We start from the raw sequence: 18274 nt of genomic DNA, 5'->3' as shown, positions 1-18274 counted from the left end.
CGTCCTGCTCGACACCACGGTGGACACGACGGAGCAGATGGGCGCGCTCGGCGCACGGCTCGCGGCGGTCCTGCGCGCCGGTGACCTCGTCGTGCTGACCGGGCCGCTCGGCGCCGGCAAGACCACGATGACCCGCGGCCTCGGCGCAGCACTCGGGGCGCGGGGGGCAGGTGTTGAGTCCGACGTTCGTGCTCGCGCGCACCCACCCGACGACGGCCGGACCGGACCTGGTGCACGTCGACGCGTACCGGCTGTCCGACCCGGTGGAACTCGACGACCTGGACCTCGACTGGGACGGCTCGATCGTCGTCGTCGAGTGGGGCCGGGGCATGGTCGACGGGGTCAGCGACAGCGTCCTCGACGTCGAGATCGTCCGCGCGACCGGCGGTGCCGTCGGGGCCGGGGACGACGTCGACCCCGACGACGTCCCGGACGAGCCGCGCCGCGTCGTCGTCACCGGCAGCGGCCCGCGCTGGCAGGGCATCACCCTCTGACCCGCGTCCCGTCCCGGGACGGGTGTCCGCGCCGGGTCCCCGGCGTCCGCCGGACGGGAGGCCCGTGAACCGCACCGACGTCCGTGACGTCGGGCGGGCCTCCCGTCCGGGGCACGCGGAGATCGGCCAACTCGCTCGAAACGCTTGGGTATCGAGCGCAGACGGCGTAGCGTCGCCCGCGCTACACCGCGGACCCTGGCCGCGGATGCCCGATCCCTGTTCCCGGGCTGACCTCGTCGTGACCACGCGTCGTACCCGACGGCGTCGTAGCGCGAGGGCGCTCGTCGCGGAGACCCGAACCTGCCGCGAGCGCCCTCGACCCTCGCCCGACGGGTCCGACGGGTCCGACGGGTCCGACGGGTCCGACGTCCGGGTCGTGGGGGCGCAGGGCGCGTCAGCGGCGCTGGCGGCCGAGCAGCACGATGCCGAGCAGCACCAGTGCCGACACGACGAGGACCACGGTGACGAACAGCCCTGTCACGTCGGTCGCGCCACCGTCGTCGCACGGCACGGCATCGGACACACAGGACGCCGCGGCGTGCAGTACGGCCGTCGTCACGCGGACGCTCCCCGGACCGCGTACCGGTGCAGGGTGACCCCGTTGTCGAACGCGCGCTGTTCGAGGAGGTCGAGCAGCAGGGGCGCCGGGACCGGCTCGTCGAAGAGCGGTCGACCGCTGCCGAGGACCGCGGGGTGCGTGTACAGCAGGAGCTCGTCGACGAGCCCCGCGGCGAGCAGCTGCGTGGCGAGGGTCGCGCCGCCGACCGCGATGTCCCCCCTCGGACTCCTGCCGCAGGGCCGCGAGCTGTGCGATCGCGTCGTCACCGCCGATGACCCGGGTGTGGTGGTCGGCCGTCGTCCTGGTCCGCGACACCAGGACCTTCGGGATGTCGGTCCAGATGTGCCCGAACTCGCGGAACCACTCCGGCAGCGAGTCGTCGTCGCGCGCGTCCGGCCAGAACGGGTCCATCATGTCGCGGACGACGCGGCCCTCGACGAACATCGTCATCGCGCGGGCACGGTCGTTGAACTCGCGGTGCAGGGGGGCCGTCGATGTGGAGCCAGTCGGGCCCCTCGAGGCCGCTGTGGTCGCCGCGGTCCCGTTCGATGAGCAGGTCGAGCGAGACGTTCATCCAGTACACGAAGCGCGCGGGCATCGGGACTCCTCCGTCGATGGCGGAACGGTACCGCCGAGCACTGCGCTCGGCAAGAGACCGATCGGTCAGGGCCGACCGGGTCGGCTCCGCAGCCCGCAGCTGCGCCGCTCGAGGTCCGCGAGGGCCGCGATCGTCGCCGGGTCCCGCTCCCGCCACCGGTCGACGACACCGGGGCCGAGCGCGGTCACGGCATCGCGCCCGACGAGTGCCCGGAGTGCCAGGACCTCGGTCCCGTCCGGTCCACGGTCGACCTCGCGGGTGGCGGTCGCGGCACGGACGAACCGCCCACGGGTGCGCGTCCAGACGAGGAGCAGGACCACGACGAACACGACGGTGAGGCCGCCGCCGACGAGGTGCGCCAGGTGGACGGCGGTGTCGTGCTGCTGCGCTCCCGCGGCCGCCACGGCGCCGGCGTGCTCGCTCGCCCTCCGCAGGGGCGCACTCACGGCGTCACCGGCGAGGGGGATGTCCGCGAGGGCCCGTGCGGTCGCCGACAGCTGCCGCTGGAACGCCGAGCCCTCGTCCTGCACCCGGGTGCCGATGGACGCGAGCCGTTCGATCGAGCCGGCGACCTCCCTGCCGACCACCACGGCGAGGACCAGACCGACGAGGACGAGGAGGTCGGCGACGACCTGACGGACACGTCGGACCGGTCGGCTGTCGTACACGACCATCACGGGCCTCCTGTCCGGGTCGACCGGTGCCGGACGTGGCTGGTCGGTCGACGTCCCAGTCTGCTGGTGCCGCCTGTGCTCCCGGTCCGTCGGACCGGTCCGGGCACCGTTCGCACCCAGCGACAGTCCGTGGGTCTGGAGCTCCGTGGTCTGTCGCCGACAGCGAACCGGGCCTCCGGCACCGCGCCGCTCAGGGCACGACGTCCACCGGTGCGGTCCGCACGGCGACCGAGTCGATCACCGCCCCGGCCGGGATGCTGCCCGTGCGCTGTGTCTGTACGGTCCGCTCGCCGAGGTAGGTGCCGGACGCCCGGTCGATGATCACGTCCTGGCGTTCCTTCCCCGTCCGCGCCGGCAGTCCGATCGCGGTTCCGACCCGTCCGTCGAGGGACGCCTGCTCCTCGGTCACGACGATGCCCGGCAGGGTCGCCAGGGCCTCGTACATGGCGGCACGGAGGTCGGCGGGCACCAGCCCGGTGCGGAGGAGCCAACGGACGGTGTCGAAGACGTGCTCCGCGTCGGTCGTGTCCACCGGGCGAGGTGCGGCGTCGATCCGCCGCACGAGCGCGGCAGGGTCCCGGGGCAGGCCCTCGATGTCCGTCACGGCGATGGTCCCCGGACGCACACCGCCGAGTTCCCCGACCGTGAAGTCGCCGCCGGCAGCGCGCTCCCACTGCGGGTCGTCGCGGTGGGCCTCGGTCGCGTAGTCGTCCGCCGCGGCCTCCCGAGCGGCCGCTCCGCCGTAGAAGGTCGTCGCCGGCTCGGACCAGCTCTCGCGGACCCAGGTGTCGGTCACGTCCGCGGGCACCCACGTCGTGCTCGTCCGCCGTGCCAGGTAGCCCTCGTCGTAGTGCTCGCCGTCCGACGACGCGTACCCGAGTGCCCGCTCGGTCTCCACGACCCGCGTGTACGAGCCGACCGGTGCCCTGTCCGCCGCGGCCGCACGGGCCGCCTCGTGCAGGGTGGCCGCGGCAGCGCGGTCCGGTGACGACCAGTGCGTGGTCCCGATGCCGGTGGCGACCAGCACGCCGGCAGCGACGACCGCGGCACCGGCGACCAGGACGGGGCGGAGCCGATGACGCCGACGGACGGGAGGAACGGTGCTGGCCGCCGCGGCGCCTTCCGTCGACGGGGCGGTCGCCGCCGCCTGCGCTGCTGCGTCGAACCGGTGGCGCGCACGGTCGAGGGCAGCTTCGAGGACCTCGGGCGGTACGTCCTCCCGACGCAGCGGACGGAGAGCGGCGAAGTCGTCGTCAGACATGGAGGGGTCCGTTCAGGGGGGTCGGTGGCACCCGGGACAGCGCGGAGGGCCGTGCGGGCGCGGTTCAGTCGGGAGCGGACGGTACCGACGGGGACGCCCGTCGCCTCCGCGATCTGCTCGTAGGTGAGCTCGGCCCAGGCGTGCAGCAGCACGGTGTCCCGGACGGCGGGGCGCATCCGGTCGAGTTCCCGGACCACCGCCTGCACGGCACGCTGTACGTCGACGCGGTCACCGGTCTCGTCTTCGAAGTGCTCCGGGGCGGCGGAACGGGACATGGCGCGCTGTGTCCGGCGTTGCGATCGCCAGTGTCGGCTGAGCAGGTTCGTCGCGATGCCGAACAGCCACGGCAACGGCTCCTGCCGCTCGGGGTCGAACGAGTTCCACCGCACCAGGGCCGTCACGAACGTCTCGCTGAGGATGTCCTCCGCGGTCTGCAGGTCGGTCCGGCGGGCGAGGTAGCGCAGGATGCGGCGTCCGTGCAGGTCGAACTGGCGACCGAGCTCGTCGGCGGCGTCTGGCGGGGGGATGGTTGCTGGGCACGGTAGGTGTTGCCCGATCCTGGTCGGGGAGTTCCATCTTCGTCCTTGCCGGCGGGCACGGTCCTCGCTGAGCGACAGTGTTCGCGGCCGCTGCCCCGCGGACCGTCGCTCAGCACGAACGGCCCGTCACGGCACCGCGCCTACGATGGACGGGTGCTGCTCGCGATCGACACCTCCGCCGGGACCTCCGTCGCCGTCGTCGACCCGACGACCGGGCAGGTCCTCGCCGAGCGCGCGACCGACGACACCCGCCGGCACGCCGAGGTGGTCGGCCCGTTCCTCGACGAGGTCCTGCGCGCCGCCGGGGTCAGCCCGTCAGCCGTCACGGGCGTCGTCGCCGGCATGGGTCCCGGCCCCTTCACCGGCCTCCGCGTCGGGATCGCCGCCGCCCGCACGTTCGCAGCCGCACGCGCCGTCCCGTTCCTCCCGCTCGTCAGCCACGACGCGGTCGCGACGGGGGAGCCCGGGCCGCTCGTCGTCCTCACCGACGCTCGTCGCCGCGAGGTCGCCTGGAGCGCCTACGACGCCGACGGCACGCGCGTCGCAGGTCCGGGACTCGCGAAGCCGGCGGACCTGGACGACGTGCTGCGGGCCTCGCGTCCGGAGGCCGTCGACTGGCGGCGCGTGACGGCCGCGACCATCCCGGCCGGGAGGCTCGGGGTGCTGGCCGCGGACCGGCTCGCCTCCGGCGCACCCCTGGCCGCCGACACCCCGGTCTACCTGCGCGAACCCGACGTGACGATGCCGGGAGCGCCGAAGCGGGTGGCCCGGTGACCGCCGTGCTGCCCGACGGACTGCGGCTCCGTCGTGCGCACCCGCAGGATCTCGACGACGTCATGTGGCTCGAGCAGGTCTCGTTCCCGACCGATGCCTGGTCGGCCTCGCAGATGTCCGGTGAGCTGCACTCCCCGCACGGGTACTACGTCGTCATCGAGACCACCGACGAGGACACCGCACCGACGGTCGTCGGGTACGCCGGCCTGTCCTCGCTGCCCGGCAACCCGGTCGCGGACGTGCAGACCATCGCGGTCGCGGCCGAGCAGCGCGGCAAGGGCCTCGGCCGGGTGCTGTTCACGGAACTCCTCGACGAGGCACGTCGCCGCGGGGTGCACGAGGTGTTCCTCGAGGTCCGCGCGGACAACCCCGTGGCGCAGGCGATGTACACGGCGGCCGGGTTCGAGCAGATCGCCGTCCGGCCGCGGTACTACCAGCCCGACGGCGTCGACGCGTGGGTGATGCGCGCCGAACTCGTGCCGGACGCCACTCGACCCGGACCGATCGGACAGGAGGCGCTCGATGACCGCGGCTGAACCACTGGTGCTCGGCATCGAGACCTCGTGCGACGAGACCGGCGTCGGCATCGTGCGCGGGACCACCCTGCTCGCGAACGTCATCGCGTCGAGCATGGACGAGCACGCCCGCTACGGCGGCGTCGTGCCCGAGGTCGCCGCACGGGCGCACCTCGAGGCGATGACGCCGACCCTGCACCAGGCGCTCGAGCAGGCCGGGGTCACCCTCGACGAGCTCGACGCCGTCGCCGTCACCGCCGGGCCGGGGCTCGCGGGCGCGCTCATGGTCGGTGTCGGCGCGGCGAAGGCGCTCGCCGTGGCGACCGGCAAGCCGCTGTACGGCGTGAACCACCTCGTCGGGCACGTCGGCGCGGACGTCCTGCGCACGGACGGCTCCGAGATCGAACTCCCGACCGTGGCGTTGCTCGTCTCGGGCGGCCACACCTCGCTCCTGCTCGTCCGGGACCTGGTCGGCGACGTGGAACTGCTCGGCGAGACGATCGACGACGCCGCGGGTGAGGCGTTCGACAAGGTCGCCCGGCTCCTCGGCCTGCCGTACCCCGGCGGACCCCAGATCGACCGCGCGGCAGCCGAGGGCGACCCGACGGCCATCCGGTTCCCCCCGGGGTCTGACGCTGCCGAAGGACATGGCGGCACACCGCTACGACTTCTCGTTCTCCGGACTGAAGACCGCCGTCGCCCGGTGGGTCGAGCGCTGCCGAGACGAGGGTCGCGAGGTCCCCGTCGCCGACGTCGCCGCGAGCTTCCGCGAGGCCGTCGTCGACGTCCTGCTGACCAAGGCGCTCGCCGCCTGCCGGGACACCGGTGTCGAGCGGCTGCTGCTCGGCGGCGGGGTCGTCGCGAACCGCGCGGCTGCGGCAGGTGGCGGAGGAGCGCTGCGCTGCAGCCGGGGTCGCACTGCGGATCCCGCCGTTCGACCTCTGCACCGACAACGGCGCGATGATCGCCGCCGTCGGTGCGCTGCTCGTCACCGAGGGGCACGCCCCGAGCGACCTCGGCATCGCGGCGGACTCGACCCTGCCGGTCACCACGGTCCAGGTCTGACGGGCGCCGGCCCGGGCCGCTCCCGCTCCTGAACGACGCAGGGAGCCGTGTGGGAGGATCGGTGCCGGTGGTCGACCGGCCACCGGGAGGGGTGACACGTGTCCGATCAGAACGACCGATCGAAGCCGGACGAGACGCCGGACCAGGCGTCGGGTCAGGAGTCGAGCCAGCCTGCGGCGTCCGCGTCGACCGATCCGGAGCGCGGGCACGACCCGGCGTCGCGGGACCCGTTCGCGTCCTCCGGCCAGGGGTCGGCAGCGCAGGGTGTCACGGACCCGGCGGGCGACCCGAGCGGACGTGCGGCCTCCTCCGGGCAGTCGACCAGCGCGCAGCAGAGCCCGTACGCGACGCCCGGCCAGTCCGGGTCGCACGCGGCGTACGGCTCGCAGGCGGGCCAGTACGGCTCGCAGAACCAGTACGGCGCGCAGAACCAGTACGGCGCGCAGCAGGCCGGCTCGAACCAGTACGGCTCGCAGCAGGCCGGGCAGGGCCAGTACGGCTCGCAGAACCCGTACGGCGCGTCGAACCCCTACGGCGGGCAGAACCCCTCGGGGTCCCAGGGCCAGTACGGCGGACAGAAGGCCTCGAGCCAGTCGCCCTACGGCCAGCAGCCCCACGGCCAGCAGCAGTACGGCCAGCAGTCGTACGGCGCCCAGCAAGGAACCGCGGCCGGCTACAACCCGTACGCGGCCTCGAGCCCGTACGCCTACGGGCAGCAGCAGAAGACGAGCGTGCTCGCGATCCTGTCGATCGTCTTCGCCTTCGGCGGACTCCTGTTCGGGCCGCTCACCATCCTGACCAGCCCCGCCGGCGCGATCATGGGGCACGTGGCCCTCGGACGCATCAAGCAGACCGGTGAGCAGGGGCGCGGCCTCGCCCTCGCCGGCATCATCGGCGGCTGGATCATCACCGCGCTGGCCGTGATCGGCGTCGTGGGGTTCATCCTGTTCGCGGTCTTCGCCGCCCAGAACCCGAACTACGGGGGCTACGACGACTACAACGGCTACGACACCAGCAGCACGGCCGTCGTCATCGCCTGACCTGCTCGCGTGCGGCTCCGCAGGACGACCGCACCGGACGACGACGGGGCACCGCCACCACGGCGGTGCCCCGTCGTCGTGTGTCGCGCAGCGCAGCGCAGCACCCGGACCGCTCAGCCGGCCATGTCGGTGAGGCGCTCGCACAGGACGGCGGTGTGGCGGCCCTCCAGTCTGGTGAGCACGAGCGTGACGCGACCACGCCCGCGCAGTCGCAGGCGCTTGCGGAACTCGGCCGGGTCCACGTCCACCCCGCGCTTCTTGATCTCGACGGTCCCGATGTCGTCCGCCGCCAGTCGTGCCGCCAGCCGCTTGACGTCGAGCGGCATCGTGTCGAGCACGCGGAACCCCTGCGCGAACGGTGTCCCGACCGCCCGGTCACTCGTCACGTAGGCGATGCCCTCGGAGAGCATCCGGCCGTCGATCGACCGCGCCAGGTCCCCGATGAGCCGGGCACGGATGACGGCGCCGTCGGGTTCGTAGAGGTACGCACCGAGAGGCCCGACCTCGACGTCCTCGGCGTCGGCGGCTCCCGTGAGTTCGGCGATGCCGTGCGGACCGATGACGGTCGCTGCCCGTCGGACTCCGGGACGGGCGAGCGGACCGAACCACAGGGCGAGTTCGACGACCTCGCGGTCGACGGACGTCCACTGCGCCTCGGCGGTGTCGGGGATCAGGTCGCGGTCGATGCCCGGGCCGAGCTTCACGCCGGTCGGGGTCGTCGTCGCGGCGGCGAACACGGTGTCGAGCGAGGGCGACCAGTCGTCCGGGTCGGCGAGTCGTCGGGTGTCCGAGTGCCCGCTCGTCCGCCGGGCCGGGTCCATCCAGACCCCGTCCACGGAGCTGACGTCGAACGTGGCGGCGTCCCCGAGCTCGACGCGGGCGTTCGGCCACGGTGCGAGGTTGTGCGTCGCGACGGCCGCGGTCACCTCGTCCCGGTCGACGGCGGCGACGTCGAGGTCGAGCGCCGCCATCGCGAGCGCGTCCCCGCCGATCCCGCAGCCGAGGTCCGCGACCCGCTGCAGGCCGGCGGCGGCGAAGCGTCCGGCGTGCTGCGCGGCCACCTGCAGCCGCGTGGCCTGTTCGAGCCCGGCCTCGGTGAAGAGCATGCGCGCCGCGAAGTCACCGAACTTGCCGCGGGCCTTCTGCCGGAGCTTCGCCTGGGTGAGGACCGCCGCGACGAGTGCGGGGTCGTGCCCCTCGGCCCGGAGGCGGGACACCACCCGGACGATCTCGCCGCCGTCCGAGACCGAGGGCGTACGGTCGAGCAGGTCCATCCCCGCCGGGGTCAGCAGCTGGGTCAGTTCGGCGGCGTCCATGCCCCGATCCTCCCAGGTGCGGGCAGAGCGGGGCGCGCTGGCACTCGGATTGACCGAGTGCCAGTGACGTCCTACAGTTGGGGTTGGCACTCTCCCCCAGGGAAGTGCCAACCCGGTTTTCGTCAGTACCGAACACGTACCGAGAAAGAAGAGGTCACCGTGGCCGTCAGCATCAAGCCGCTCGAAGATCGCATCGTCATCCGCCAGGTGGAGGCGGAGCAGACCACCGCTTCCGGTCTGGTCATCCCGGACACCGCGAAGGAGAAGCCCCAGGAGGGCGAGGTCGTCGCCGTGGGTCCGGGTCGCATCGACGACAACGGCAACCGCGTGCCGCTCGACGTCGCCGTCGGCGACAAGGTCATCTACTCGAAGTACGGCGGCACCGAGGTCAAGTACTCGGGTGAGGACCTCCTCGTCCTCTCCGCCCGCGACGTCCTCGCGGTCATCGAGAACTGACATCTGCTCCACGAACGCCCCGTCGGCCTGGCCGGCGGGGCGTTCGTCGTCCCGGGGACGCCACGACCGCCGGGAGGCCCGGGTGCGCCCGCGTCCGTCGGTCCGCCTTCCTAGGATGGTTCCGTGAGTGAACCGAGTCCCACGCGTCCGGCGCGCAGCGAGGCATCCGTCGGCGTGGTGCAGGCCCTCGTCGCGTACGGGCTCTGGGGACTCATGCCCCTGCTCTTCGCGGCCATGGCCCCGGCGGGCGCGTTCGAGATCGTGTCGTGGCGGATCGTCTTCGGCCTGGTGTTCTGCGCCGTTGCCATCCTCGCGACCCGCTCGTGGCTGCGCACCCGGTCCCTGCTCGTGCAGCCGCGGGTGATGGGCATCATGGGCATCGCCGCCGGGCTCATCCTGGTGAACTGGACCGTGTACGTGCTCGCGACCACCACGGGGCACACCGTCGAGGCGGCGCTCGGCTACTTCATCAACCCGCTCGTCACGATCGCGCTCGGCGTGGTGGTCCTCCGCGAACGCCTCCGACCCCTGCAGTGGACCGCCGTCGGCGTCAGCGTCCTGGCCGTCGTCGTCATCGCGGTCGGGTACGGACGGATGCCGTGGATCTCGCTGGCGCTGGCGTTCTCGTTCGGGACGTACGGTCTCGTCAAGAAGCGCGTGGGCGGCACGGTCGACGCACTCAGCGGGCTGACGATCGAGACCGTGTGGTTGCTCCCGCTCGCGGTGGGGGGCGCTCGTCGTGCTCGGCGTCACCGGGCTCGGCGGCGGGGTCACGTTCACGAGCGAGGGCTGGGTGCACACCCTCGTCACGGTGCTCACCGGGCCGGCGACCGCGGTGCCGCTCCTGCTCTTCGCGTCCTCGGCCCGTCGGGTGAGCCTGTCGACCCTCGGGCTGACGCAGTACCTCGCACCCGTGATGCAGCTGCTCGTGGGGGTGCTCGTGCAGCACGAGCCGATGTCGGTCTCGCGGTGGATCGGCTTCGGGATCGTCTGGTCGGCGCTCGTGCTGCTCACCGTCGACTCGTTCACCGCTGCGCGGCGGGGTGCGCGACCCGACGCCGTACCCGAGCCGGCCTGAACTGACGGGGGCGGGGCGGGCCTCCCGGCCGGCGAGCGAGTCGCGCCTGCGGGACGCGCCTGTCTGTCCCTGACGCCGCTTCGATGTCGAGACGCCGCGTTGTTCCGCGTCGTCTCGACCGTTCGGCGGCGTGACGTGCTGACGCCGGTGTCTCCGCGCTCCCGCCCGCAGCCGAGCCGCCCGCATGCCCCGCCCACGCGAACGGCCCCCCGGGAGCAGCTGCTCCCGGGGGCCGTCGGTCGTGCGGGTGTTACTTCGAGACCGAGCCCTGGATGGCGCTCTGGTACACGGGCTTGTTGTCGCCGTCGAACTTGTAGATGCCGATGTAGGCGCTCGACGGGTCGTTCTTGGAGTCGAACGGACCGATGCCGGACGGGCCGGTGTAGTGGATGTCCTCACCGTCGTCGAGGAGGTCCTTGCAGTCCTTGAACGTCGAGCACTCGGTGCCGCCGTCGGCCCCGGAGACCGCAGCCATGTTGGCCTGGATCGTGCCGGAGTCGGTGCCCTTGCCCTTCACCGCGGCGAGGGCGGCGAGGGTGGTGGCGTCGTAGGACTCGGCCGCGTACGAGAAGTCGGCGAGGTCCTTGTTCGAGGACTTCTTGTAGAAGTCGACGAGGCGCTTCTTCAGGTCGTCCTTCGGGCTGGCACCGGGGATGGTGCCCTGCGCGCCCTCGAGGGTGCCCTTGTCGAAGTCCTTCGAGTAGTCCGCCGTGTTGCCGTCGGACATGTAGATCTTCGCCTTGTTCCCCTGCGAGACGAGCTCGGGGATGATCGACTTCGTCTCGTCGAAGGCCAGCACGACGATCGCGTCGGGCTCGGTCGCGAGTGCCGCGGTCACCTCGGACGAGAACGTGGTCTGTCCGGGCGGGAACTCCTGCCCCTTGCCCTTGGCGCCGTAGACGACCTGGCCACCGGCGGACTCGACGGCCTCCTGGACGGAGTTGCGGAGGCCGGTGCCGTACGTGTCGTTGAAGACGAGGAACGCGACCTTGGCGTTGCCGTCACCCGTGACGAGCTGGCCCAGCGCGGAACCCTGGACGGAGTCCGGCGGAGCGGTGCGGTAGTAGTGCGACGAGTAGCCGGACAGGTCGGTCGCCGTGTTCGCCGGCGAGATCTGCACCATGCAGTTGCTCGTGAGCTGGTCGATCACGTTGAGCGTGACGGAGGACGACTCGGCACCGATGACGACCGGGACCTTCGCGTCCACGAGCTTCGTCGCGGCGGAGCTCGACACGGTCATGTCGTTGCTGTCGCCGGAGTCGGTGGCGGGGTCGATGGTGACGTCCTCGTCGAGCACACCACCCGCGGCGTTGATGTCCTCGACGGCGAGGCCGACGCCGGACTCGGCCGGCGGGTTGAGGTAGGCCAGCGACCCGGTCAGCGGCAGGATCGTGCCGATCTTCAGCGGGTCGGTGCTGGGCGACGAGGGGGCCTCGCAGCTCGCGGCCGGGTCCTTCTTCGCGCCGCCGGCCTTGGCCGACTCGGACGCGCCGTCACCGGCGTTGCTCGAGGTGGAGCAGCCGACGAGGAGCACCGCTGCCGCTCCCGCCAGTGCCAGCGCCGTGGTGGCGCGGGTGGTTCTGATCATCCGTGGAACCCTTTCTCTGCGCGGAGGCCCTACCGCATCGGGTCGAGCGCGGCGTCTCCGCGTGGGATTGAGGAGAAAACTAGGGTCGATGTGTTTCGCCCGTGTGACGGAAGTACACGCCTGGGTGTTTCGTTACATACCCGTGACACTTCTGAGCGGCCTCACCGGAACCCCTGATCAGGAGTCCGTCCGGACGGTCTCCGTGGTCCCGGATGGTCGTCCTGGAGGCCCGGCGTACGTTCCGCAGACATGAGCGACACATCTTCCACCACCGTCTTCCGGCCCACGCGGGCCATCGTCACCGGCTCGGAGTCGGGCATCGGCAAGGCCACGGCCGTCGCGCTGGCGGCCGCAGGCATGGACGTCGGGATCACCTACCTGTCGGAGCCCGACCGGGCCGAGGAGACCGCGGCCGAGGTCCGCGCCGCCGGGCGACAGGCGTACGTGGCGCAGCTCGACGTGACCGACCTCGAGCGGGCGGGCGCGGTCATCGACGGCCTCGTGTCCCAACTCGGCGGGGTCGACGTCATCGTCGCCGACGCGGGCACGGGCGACAACGCTCCGTTCCTCGACCTGACGCTCGACCAGTGGCGGCACACCGTCGCGACCGACCTCGACGGGGCTTTCGTCACGATCCAGGCAGCCGCTCGTCGCATGGTCGCGCAGGGCACCGGCGGCCGGATCATCGGCATCACGAGCGTGCACGAGCACCAGCCGCGGTACGGCTCCAGCGCGTACGACGCCGCGAAGCACGGGCTCGGCGGCCTGCTCAAGACGATCGCGATCGAGCTGGCGTCGCACGGCATCACCGCGAACGCCGTCGCACCGGGGGGAGATCGCGACCCGGATGACCGGCGCCGAGGACGAGGACCCGCACACGATCTCCCGTCCCGGGGTGCCCCTCGGCCGTCCGGGCAACGCGTGGGAGATCGCGGCCGCCGTGGCGTTCCTGGCCTCGCCCGCGTCGTCGTACATCACTGGCGTCTCGCTCCCCGTCGACGGCGGCATGCTCCAGATGGGCCCGCACGGCGGCAGCCACATCACGTCGGACGACTGGCGGAGCGCGTAGTCCCGGACGAAGCGACGAGGGCGGCCCCCCCACAACGGTGTCTCGTTGCGCGGGGCCGCCCTCGTCGTGTTCTGTCGAACCGGGGGTCAGCCGCGGTAGTTCGGCGCCTCGACGACCATCTGGACGTCGTGCGGGTGCGACTCCTTCAGCCCGGCCGCGGTGATGCGGACGAACTTGCCGCGGGCCTTCAGCTCGGGGATCGTCCGGCCGCCGACGTAGAACATCGACTGCCGCAGCCCGCCGACGAGCTGGTAGACGACGTTGCCGACCGAGCCGCGGTAGGGCACCTGGCCCTCGATGCCCTCGGGGATGAGCTTCTCGTCCGAGGGGACGTCCGCCTGGAAGTAGCGGTCCTTCGAGTACGACGTCTTCTTGCCGCGGGTCTGCAGCGCCCCGAGGGAGCCCATCCCGCGGTACGCCTTGAACTGCTTGCCGCCGACGAACACCAGGTCGCCCGGGGACTCGTCGGTGCCGGCGAGGAGCGAGCCGAGCATGACGGTGTCCGCGCCCGCGACGAGGGCCTTCGCGATGTCGCCCGAGTACTGCAGGCCGCCGTCGGCGATGATCGGGACGCCGGCCTCGCGTGCGGCGAGGGAGGCCTCGTACACGGCGGTCACCTGCGGCACGCCGACACCGGCGACGACGCGGGTGGTGCAGATCGAGCCCGGGCCGACGCCGACCTTGACGGCGTCGACACCGGCGTCGATGAGCGCCTGCGCACCGGCACGGGTCGCGACGTTGCCGCCGATGACGTCGATGCCGTCGAACGACGAGTCGGCCTTGATGCGGCGGACCATGTCGAGCACGCCTTCGCTCTCGCCGTTCGCGGTGTCGACGACGAGCACGTCGACCCCGGCGTCGCGGAGGGCCTCGGCGCGCTGCCAGGCATCGCCGAAGAAGCCGATGGCGGCACCGACGCGCAGTCGGCCTTCCTCGTCCTTCGTGGCGTCCGGGTACTTCTCGCTCTTGTCGAAGTCCTTGACGGTGATGAGCCCGCGGAGCTTGCCGTCGGCGTCCACCAGCGGCAGCTTCTCGATCTTGTGCTGCGCGAAGATGGCGATCGCCTCTTCGGGGTCGATGCCCTCGAGCGCCGTGATGAGCGGGGCCTTCGTCATGACGTCACGCACGAGCGTGCTCGACATCTCGAACGGTGCGACGAAGCGCATGTCCCGGTTCGTGATGATGCCCACGAGCGTGCCGTCGGCCTCGACGACCGGCAGGCCGGAGACGCGGAACTGCCCGCAGAGCGCGTCCACGTCGGCGACGGTGGCGTCCGGGCTGGTGGTCACCGGGTTGGTGATCATGCCCGACTCGGAGCGCTTCACCTTGTCCACGTAGGCGGCCTGGTCCTCGATGGACATGTTGCGGTGCAGGATCCCGATGCCGCCCTGGCGTGCCATGGCGATGGCCATGCGCGACTCGGTGACGGTGTCCATGGCCGCGGAGAGCAGCGGCACGTTGACGGAGATCCGCTTGGTGAGCCGCGACGTCGTGGACGCCTCGCTCGGGATGACGTCGGTGTGCCCCGGCAGGAGCATGACGTCGTCGTACGTGAGTCCGATGAATCCGAACGGATCCGGCTGGTCCATGGGTCCCCTTCGTGGGCGAGGTGAACGGGTGTCAGTACCGGGAACGCACCGGTGGGCTCTCGATGGGACATGGTAACGCGCGCGACGCAGGCGCCATTCCTGGGGGGCGGGATCGGTCGCTGTACCGGCCGGACGGGAGGCTTGTCCGCTGGAACGCAAATCGACTCGCCTGTGCAAGGTCACGGTTGCGGCACGATTTGTGCAGGGAACGTGCCGGAAACACGGGGGGACACAAAAAATCCCTAGGGTCCTCGACTATCCGAACGAGAGGCTCATCCGTGGGTTCCATCACTCCGCCGGGGTCAGCGCTGGCGCGCCGACTCCGCCGCGGGGCACCAGGCCGTCGTCGCCTGGTCCTCGCCGCCGTGCTCTTCCTCGCCTTCCTGGCCACCTTCGCCGTCGACGTGGTGCTCTCGCCCGTCGCCGGCGCAGCGACCAGCAGCCCCTCCGCCAGCAGCGCACCGGCGAGCACCGGGCCCTGCGTGGTCAGCACGACGAACGGCTGCATCCAGGGCACGATCCTCGACTCGGAGCGGGAGCCCGCCGCGGGAGTCGACGTCGACGTCACCGGCCCCGGCTCGTTCACGGGGTCCTCGACGACGAACGCCGACGGCCGCTGGTCGGTCAGCATCTCGGAGGCCGGGCCCTACACGGTCAAGGTCGACCAGGACTCGCTGCCGAAGGGGCAGTACCTCACCGACGCGAAGGACGCCGAGCGCACCGTGCAGGGCAACCTGAACGCCAACGCCGGCACGATCTTCCAGCTCTCCGACCAGGAGGGCGCGACCACCGACACCGGCGCCACGAGCGTCACCGCGGCACGGTTCTGGCAGCAGTTCGCCTCCGGCATCCGCCTCGGACTCCTCATCGCCCTCGCCTCGATCGGCCTGTCGCTCATCTACGGCACGACCGGCCTGTCCAGCTTCTCCCACGGTGAGCAGGTGACCCTCGGTGGCCTCCTCGCCTACGTCTTCGCGAACCAGCTCGGATGGAACATCTGGCTCGCCGGGCTGGTGACCGTGCTGCTCTGTGCCGCGACCGGGTACCTGCAGGACGCGGGCATCTGGAAGCCCCTGCGGAAGCGCCGGATCAGCCTCACGCAGCTCATGATCGTGACGATCGGTCTCTCGATCGCCGCCCAGTACGCCTTCCAGTACTTCTTCGGGGCATCGACCGTCCGCATCCAGCAGGGCAACCCGGAGACGGTGACGTTCGCCGGCATCACGCTGACGGTGCAGTCGTACGTCGCGATGGGGATCGCGCTCGTCGTGCTCGTCGGCACGGGGCTGTTCCTCGGGAAGACGCGCTTCGGACGTGCCACCCGTGCGGTGTCCGACAACCCGGCGCTCGCCGCGGCCTCGGGCATCGACGTCGACCGCGTGATCCGCTTCGTGTGGACGCTCGCCGCCGGTCTCGCCGGTCTGTCCGGTGTGATGCTCGGCCTCGTGCTGAACGGCGTGAACTGGCAAACCGGTCTCCAGCTGCTGCTGCTCATGTTCGCCTCGGTGACCCTCGGCGGTCTCGGGACGGCCTACGGCGCGCTCGTCGGCTCGATGATCATCGGCATCGTCGTGGAGCTCACGAACCTGGTGCTGCCCGGTGACTTCAAGTACGCCACCGCCCTCGTCATCCTCATCCTCATCCTGCTGTTCCGGCCGCAGGGCATCTTCGGCCGTGCCGAGCGGATCGGCTAAGGGAGCACCCGCATGGACTACATCCTCACCCTGCTCACCTCGCTGACGCAGGAGGCCCTCGCGCCGACGACCGCGGCGTTCGCGCTCGCGGCGATCGGCCTCAACGTGCACTTCGGGCTCACCGGCCTGGTCAACATGGGCCAGGCGGCGTTCCTGCTGCTCGGTGCCTACGGGTTCGCGATCTCGATCTCGAACGGCTTGCCCGTCGGCCTCGCGGTGCTCATCGCCCTGGCCATCGCGATCGTCTTCGCGGTCATCCTCGGCATCCCGACCCTGCGGTTGCGCGGGGACTACCTGGCGATCGTGACGATCTCCGGTGCCGAGATCATCCGCATGGTCGGCCGATCGAGTCTGCTCACCGACACCACCGGTGGCTCGAACGGCATCACCGGCTCGAGCTACCGCGAGCCGTTCAACGCGCTGAGCTTCCTTCCCGACGGCACCACGACCATCCTGTGGTTCACGTACTCGAACAACGGCGTCAACGGCTGGTGGATCCGCATCGTCGGCTGGGGCCTGGTCGCCCTGTTCACCCTCGTGCTGTTCCTGCTCATGCGCAGCCCGTGGGGCCGTGTGGTGAAGGCCATCCGCGAGGACGAGGACGCGGTCCGCTCCCTCGGCAAGAACGTCTACTCGTACAAGATGCAGGCGCTCGTCTTCGGTGGCGCGCTCGGTGCCCTGGCCGGGGTCATCTACGTCCTGCCGAGTTCGGTGCAGCCGGACGCGATGGGCCGCTCGATGACCTTCTTCATCTGGACGGCGCTCATCCTCGGAGGCGCGGCGACGGTGTTCGGACCGGTGCTCGGCGCGATCCTGTTCTTCGTCGTCCGTCTCTTCATCCGCACGCTCGCGGGTGACTTCATCCCGAACTCGATCATGAGCGCCCAGCAGGCCGAGCAGTTCTCCTACGTGCTGGTCGGTGTCGCGCTCATGCTCCTCATCGTCTTCCGCCCACAGGGACTCCTGGGGAACAAGAAGGAGCTGACGTTCAGTGTCTGAACCCACCGGAACCACGCCCGGCGTCCCCACCGCCCTCACCGCGGTGCAGCACGCCCCCCGGTTCGCCGAAGCCGGACGCCATCCTCACGGTCGACAACATCAGCCGCCGCTTCGGTGGCATGACCGCGGTCGACGTGGACCACCTCGAGGTGCAGCGCGGTGCCATCACGGCCCTCATCGGGCCGAACGGCGCCGGCAAGACCACCTTCTTCAACCTGCTCACCGGCTTCGACAAGCCGACGAGCGGCAAGGAGGCCCGCTGGCAGTTCAACGGGAAGACGCTCGGCAACACCGGGGCCGCGAAGGTCGCCCGCGCCGGCATGGTCCGCACGTTCCAACTGACGAAGGCGCTGTCGCGCCTCACCGTGATGCAGAACATGCTGCTCGGCGCGAAGGACCAGCCGGGCGAGAACTTCTTCGCCGCGCTGGTCAGCCCGCTGTGGCGGAAGCGTGAGCAGGAGATCACGGCGAAGGCCGAGGACCTCCTCGCCCGCTTCAAGCTCCTCGAGAAGAAGGACGACTACGCCGGATCGCTCTCGGGCGGCCAGCGGAAGCTCCTCGAGATGGCCCGCGCGCTCATGTCCGACCCGACGATGATCATGCTCGACGAGCCGATGGCCGGCGTGAACCCGGCGCTGACGCAGTCGCTGCTCGGGCACATCCAGTCCCTCCGCGACGACGGCATGACGGTGCTCTTCGTCGAGCACGACATGCACATGGTCCGGCACATCTCGGACTGGGTCGTCGTGATGGCCGAGGGCAAGGTCGTCGCCGAGGGCCCGGCCGCCACCGTCATGGACGACCAGGCCGTGATCGACGCCTACCTCGGCGCCCACCACGACACCGACCTCGGTGACGACTCGCTCCTCACCGAGGAGACCTACGAGGAACTCGCCGACGAGGTCGCAGAAGAGGACGCGGCGGACGCCGCCGACGAAGGGAAGGCGACCCGATGACGGACGCGAC

General features: G+C 71.4%; 15 protein-coding genes and 5 pseudogenes. 13 read left to right on the top strand and 7 right to left on the bottom strand.

What is annotated here, in order from left to right:
- Window positions 1-37 precede the first annotated feature (37 nt).
- Window positions 38-494, top strand: a pseudogene (gene tsaE / locus DEJ15_RS00470) (tRNA (adenosine(37)-N6)-threonylcarbamoyltransferase complex ATPase subunit type 1 TsaE).
- 394 nt (window positions 495-888) lie between these two features.
- On the opposite strand, the gene DEJ15_RS19200 reads toward tsaE, so the two are convergent.
- The 4 genes and pseudogenes from DEJ15_RS19200 to DEJ15_RS17185 all read right to left on the bottom strand — a co-directional run.
- Window positions 889-1503: a hypothetical protein gene (locus tag DEJ15_RS19200; RefSeq protein ID WP_284175368.1), complete on the bottom strand. Its 615-nt coding sequence runs from the start codon at window positions 1501-1503 to the stop codon at window positions 889-891.
- A gap of 213 nt (window positions 1504-1716) precedes the next feature.
- Window positions 1717-2325, bottom strand: coding sequence for a hypothetical protein (locus DEJ15_RS00460; protein WP_110824211.1), 609 nt, complete (start codon window positions 2323-2325; stop codon window positions 1717-1719).
- 190 nt (window positions 2326-2515) lie between these two features.
- Window positions 2516-3586 (bottom strand): CU044_5270 family protein, encoded by a 1071-nt coding sequence (locus tag DEJ15_RS00455; RefSeq protein WP_110824210.1) that lies wholly within the window; start codon window positions 3584-3586, stop codon window positions 2516-2518.
- A 50-nt stretch (window positions 3587-3636) separates the two neighbouring features.
- Window positions 3637-4068, bottom strand: a pseudogene (locus DEJ15_RS17185) (RNA polymerase sigma factor); the annotation flags it as partial.
- Between the two features lie 210 nt (window positions 4069-4278).
- Here DEJ15_RS17185 and tsaB point away from each other — a divergent pair.
- From tsaB to DEJ15_RS00435, 6 genes and pseudogenes are all read left to right on the top strand, one after another.
- A complete protein-coding gene (tsaB, locus tag DEJ15_RS00450) occupies window positions 4279-4899 on the top strand; it encodes a tRNA (adenosine(37)-N6)-threonylcarbamoyltransferase complex dimerization subunit type 1 TsaB (protein WP_110824208.1) in 621 nt (206 codons plus the stop codon).
- Window positions 4896-5435 (top strand): ribosomal protein S18-alanine N-acetyltransferase, encoded by a 540-nt coding sequence (gene rimI / locus DEJ15_RS00445; protein WP_258365823.1) that lies wholly within the window; start codon window positions 4896-4898, stop codon window positions 5433-5435. The genes tsaB and rimI overlap by 4 nt, the downstream gene beginning before the upstream one ends.
- Window positions 5422-5979, top strand: a pseudogene (locus DEJ15_RS19195) (tRNA (adenosine(37)-N6)-threonylcarbamoyltransferase complex transferase subunit TsaD); the annotation flags it as partial. The gene rimI and the pseudogene DEJ15_RS19195, both read left to right, overlap by 14 nt.
- Window positions 5980-6061: 82 nt before the next feature.
- A pseudogene (locus DEJ15_RS19190) lies at window positions 6062-6229 on the top strand (tRNA (adenosine(37)-N6)-threonylcarbamoyltransferase complex transferase subunit TsaD); the annotation flags it as partial.
- 67 nt (window positions 6230-6296) lie between these two features.
- On the top strand, window positions 6297-6479 hold the full coding sequence (locus tag DEJ15_RS19185; RefSeq protein ID WP_502866134.1) for a hypothetical protein: 183 nt from the start codon (window positions 6297-6299) through the stop codon (window positions 6477-6479).
- A gap of 98 nt (window positions 6480-6577) precedes the next feature.
- The gene (locus tag DEJ15_RS00435; protein WP_110858032.1) at window positions 6578-7519 is read left to right on the top strand and encodes a DUF4190 domain-containing protein; all 942 of its coding nucleotides are present in this window, start codon (window positions 6578-6580) and stop codon (window positions 7517-7519) included.
- A 113-nt stretch (window positions 7520-7632) separates the two neighbouring features.
- Here DEJ15_RS00435 and DEJ15_RS00430 read toward each other — a convergent pair whose 3' ends face one another.
- On the bottom strand, window positions 7633-8835 hold the full coding sequence (locus DEJ15_RS00430) for a class I SAM-dependent methyltransferase (protein WP_110824205.1): 1203 nt from the start codon (window positions 8833-8835) through the stop codon (window positions 7633-7635).
- Window positions 8836-8994: 159 nt separating this feature from the next.
- On the opposite strand from DEJ15_RS00430, the gene groES reads away from it, so the two are divergent.
- Window positions 8995-9291: a co-chaperone GroES gene (gene groES, locus DEJ15_RS00425; RefSeq protein ID WP_110824204.1), complete on the top strand. Its 297-nt coding sequence runs from the start codon at window positions 8995-8997 to the stop codon at window positions 9289-9291.
- Between the two features lie 123 nt (window positions 9292-9414).
- On the top strand, window positions 9415-10374 hold the full coding sequence (gene rarD, locus DEJ15_RS19180; RefSeq protein WP_502866133.1) for an EamA family transporter RarD: 960 nt from the start codon (window positions 9415-9417) through the stop codon (window positions 10372-10374).
- A 245-nt stretch (window positions 10375-10619) separates the two neighbouring features.
- On the opposite strand, the gene DEJ15_RS00415 is transcribed toward rarD, so the two are convergent.
- Window positions 10620-11957: an ABC transporter substrate-binding protein gene (locus DEJ15_RS00415; RefSeq protein ID WP_110824202.1), complete on the bottom strand. Its 1338-nt coding sequence runs from the start codon at window positions 11955-11957 to the stop codon at window positions 10620-10622.
- Between the two features lie 249 nt (window positions 11958-12206).
- On the opposite strand from DEJ15_RS00415, the pseudogene DEJ15_RS00410 reads away from it, so the two are divergent.
- Window positions 12207-13026: pseudogene (locus tag DEJ15_RS00410) on the top strand (SDR family oxidoreductase).
- A gap of 86 nt (window positions 13027-13112) precedes the next feature.
- Here the strand turns inward: DEJ15_RS00410 and guaB are convergent.
- Window positions 13113-14615: an IMP dehydrogenase gene (gene guaB / locus DEJ15_RS00405; RefSeq protein WP_110824200.1), complete on the bottom strand. Its 1503-nt coding sequence runs from the start codon at window positions 14613-14615 to the stop codon at window positions 13113-13115.
- Window positions 14616-14980: 365 nt separating this feature from the next.
- Between guaB and DEJ15_RS00400 the strand changes: the two genes are divergently transcribed.
- From DEJ15_RS00400 to DEJ15_RS00390, 3 genes are read left to right on the top strand one after another with little or no spacing between them, the layout of a single operon-like run.
- Window positions 14981-16309, top strand: coding sequence for a branched-chain amino acid ABC transporter permease (locus tag DEJ15_RS00400; RefSeq protein ID WP_110824199.1), 1329 nt, complete (start codon window positions 14981-14983; stop codon window positions 16307-16309).
- Between the two features lie 12 nt (window positions 16310-16321).
- The gene (locus DEJ15_RS00395; protein ID WP_110824198.1) at window positions 16322-17308 is read left to right on the top strand and encodes a branched-chain amino acid ABC transporter permease; all 987 of its coding nucleotides are present in this window, start codon (window positions 16322-16324) and stop codon (window positions 17306-17308) included.
- The gene (locus tag DEJ15_RS00390) at window positions 17305-18264 is read left to right on the top strand and encodes an ABC transporter ATP-binding protein (protein ID WP_502866180.1); all 960 of its coding nucleotides are present in this window, start codon (window positions 17305-17307) and stop codon (window positions 18262-18264) included. Before DEJ15_RS00395 ends, DEJ15_RS00390 begins: the two co-directional genes overlap by 4 nt.
- The last annotated feature ends 10 nt before the right edge of the window (window positions 18265-18274 follow it).

The organism is Curtobacterium sp. MCJR17_043, assembly GCF_003224315.2.
In the GTDB taxonomy this organism is placed as follows: domain Bacteria; phylum Actinomycetota; class Actinomycetes; order Actinomycetales; family Microbacteriaceae; genus Curtobacterium.
The sequence above is the reverse complement of the archived record's forward strand: the minus strand, read 5'-3'. Positions and strand labels throughout refer to the sequence as shown.

Bases quoted from the DNA above. Each gene is read 5' to 3' on its own strand.
- DEJ15_RS19200 (WP_284175368.1), bottom strand. From the start codon at position 1,503: ATGACGATGTTCGTCGAGGGCCGCGTCGTCCGCGACATGATGGACCCG.
- DEJ15_RS00460 (WP_110824211.1), bottom strand. From the start codon at position 2,325: ATGGTCGTGTACGACAGCCGACCGGTCCGACGTGTCCGTCAGGTCGTC.
- DEJ15_RS00455 (WP_110824210.1), bottom strand. From the start codon at position 3,586: ATGTCTGACGACGACTTCGCCGCTCTCCGTCCGCTGCGTCGGGAGGAC.
- DEJ15_RS00430 (WP_110824205.1), bottom strand. From the start codon at position 8,835: ATGGACGCCGCCGAACTGACCCAGCTGCTGACCCCGGCGGGGATGGAC.
- DEJ15_RS00415 (WP_110824202.1), bottom strand. From the start codon at position 11,957: ATGATCAGAACCACCCGCGCCACCACGGCGCTGGCACTGGCGGGAGCG.
- guaB (WP_110824200.1), bottom strand. From the start codon at position 14,615: ATGGACCAGCCGGATCCGTTCGGATTCATCGGACTCACGTACGACGAC.
- DEJ15_RS00395 (WP_110824198.1), top strand. From the start codon at position 16,322: ATGGACTACATCCTCACCCTGCTCACCTCGCTGACGCAGGAGGCCCTC.